A 1,832-nucleotide genomic window follows, 5' to 3' on the forward strand; every position below is an offset into this window, starting at 1 on the left:
CAGTCCAGTCAAAAAGATTACTCATGCAAGGCTCCTGTGCATCGAACGAGGGTAACGAAGCACTCCTGCAATTTTGGCGCCGCACGGATGCAGCGAGCGCAGCGAAGTGTCAAAGAGCCACGCCCGCGGAACCGGCTCTGCCGGGCCGCCAGGCGGCGCCCCTTGGGGGCAGGAGCGCAGCGACTGGGGGGCTCAATCCTCCACGAAGGCCACTTCGCGCTTCTTCTTGACCGAAGGCAGCATCACGATCACCACCATCAGCGCCGCAGCAATCAGCAAGCCAGCCGACAGCGGGCGAACCATGAACGTGCTCCAGTCGCCACGCGACAGCAACAACGCGCGGCGCAGGTTTTCTTCCATCATGGGCCCGAGGATGAAGCCCAGCAACAAGGGCGCTCCTTCGCAGCCCAGCTTGTAGAAGAGGTAGCCGACCACCGCAAAGATCGCCGTCATGTAGACGTCGAAGTTGTTGTTGTTCAGCGTGTAGACGCCAATGCAGCAGAAAAGCGTGATGGCCGGAAAGAGGAACCGGTAGGGCACGGTCAGCAGCTTGATCCAGATGCCGATCAGCGGCAGGTTCAGGATGACGAGCATCAGGTTGCCCACCCACATCGAAGCGATCAGGCCCCAGAAGAGCTGCGGGTTGCTGGTCATCACCTGCGGACCGGGCTGGATGCCCTTGATCGTCATCGCACCCACCATCAGCGCCATCACGGCATTGGGCGGAATGCCCAGCGTGAGCATCGGGATGAACGAGGTCTGTGCACCCGCGTTGTTGGCCGCTTCGGGGCCAGCCACGCCGCGGATGTCGCCCTTGCCGAAGCGACCGGTTGGGCCGGCGAGCTTCTTCTCGAGCGTGTAGGCCGCGAACGACGACAACAAGGCGCCACCACCCGGCAACACCCCGAGCAGCGAACCCAGCGCCGTGCCACGGATGACCGAAGGCCAGGCCTGCTGGAAGTCTTGTTTGGTCGGCCACAGGCCCTTCACCTCTTTGGTGAACACCTCGCGGTGCTCGGCAGGCTGCCCGAGGTTGGCGATGATTTCACCGAAACCGAACACGCCCATGGCGATCACCACGAAGCCGATGCCATCGGTGAGCTCAGGGATGTCGAAGCTGTAGCGCGCCGTGCCCGAGATCACGTCGGTGTTGATCTGGGCCAGCGTGAGGCCCAGGATGATCATCGAGATGGCCTTGAGCAGCGAGCCCGAGGCCAGCACCACCGCGCCAATGAGGCCCAGCACCATCAGCGAGAAATATTCTTGCGGGCCGAACTTGAACGCCAGCTCGGTGAGTGGCGGCGCGAAGGCGGCAATGATGATGGTGCCCACGCAGCCAGCGAAGAAGGAGCCGAGGCCGGCGGCCGCCAGCGCGGCGCCCGCGCGGCCCTGGCGTGCCATCTGGTAACCGTCGATCGCGGTCACGACCGACGACGACTCACCCGGCACGTTGATCAGGATGGCGGTGGTCGAGCCGCCGTACTGCGCACCGTAGTAGATGCCGGCCAGCATGATGAGCGCCGGGGTGGCGTCGAGCCCGTAGATCGAGGGCAGCAGCATCGCGATGGTGGCCACCGGGCCGAGGCCGGGCAACACACCGATCAGCGTGCCCAGCACACAGCCGGCGAATGCGTACAAGAGGTTTTGGATGGTGAACGCAACACCAAAACCCAACGCGAGATTACTGAGCAGATCCATGGTTCAGCCTTGTGTTCTGTCGGGTGCCGGGTCACAACCCGAGGAAAGTCGGCCAAAGCGGGATGGTGAGGCTCAGACCCGCCACAAAGATCAGCCACGAAAACGCCGTGAGCGACACGGCGGTGATGATGACG

1 protein-coding gene is annotated in these 1,832 nt (G+C 63.5%); it reads right to left on the bottom strand.

Features of this window, described 5'->3' with window-relative positions; all coding sequences use genetic code 11:
- Positions 1-192 precede the first annotated feature (192 nt).
- A complete protein-coding gene (locus RMO40_RS00585; protein WP_309714925.1) occupies positions 193-1,698 on the bottom strand; it encodes a tripartite tricarboxylate transporter permease in 1,506 nt (501 codons plus the stop codon).
- Positions 1,699-1,832: the final 134 nt, after the last annotated feature.

Source organism: Rhizobacter sp. (genome assembly GCF_031412075.1).
Classification (GTDB): Bacteria; Pseudomonadota; Gammaproteobacteria; order Burkholderiales; family Burkholderiaceae_C; genus Rhizobacter.

What these genes read in the sequence shown, in the direction of transcription:
- RMO40_RS00585 (WP_309714925.1), bottom strand. Translation starts at nt 1,698, where the DNA reads ATGGATCTGCTCAGTAATCTCGCGTTGGGTTTTGGTGTTGCGTTCACC.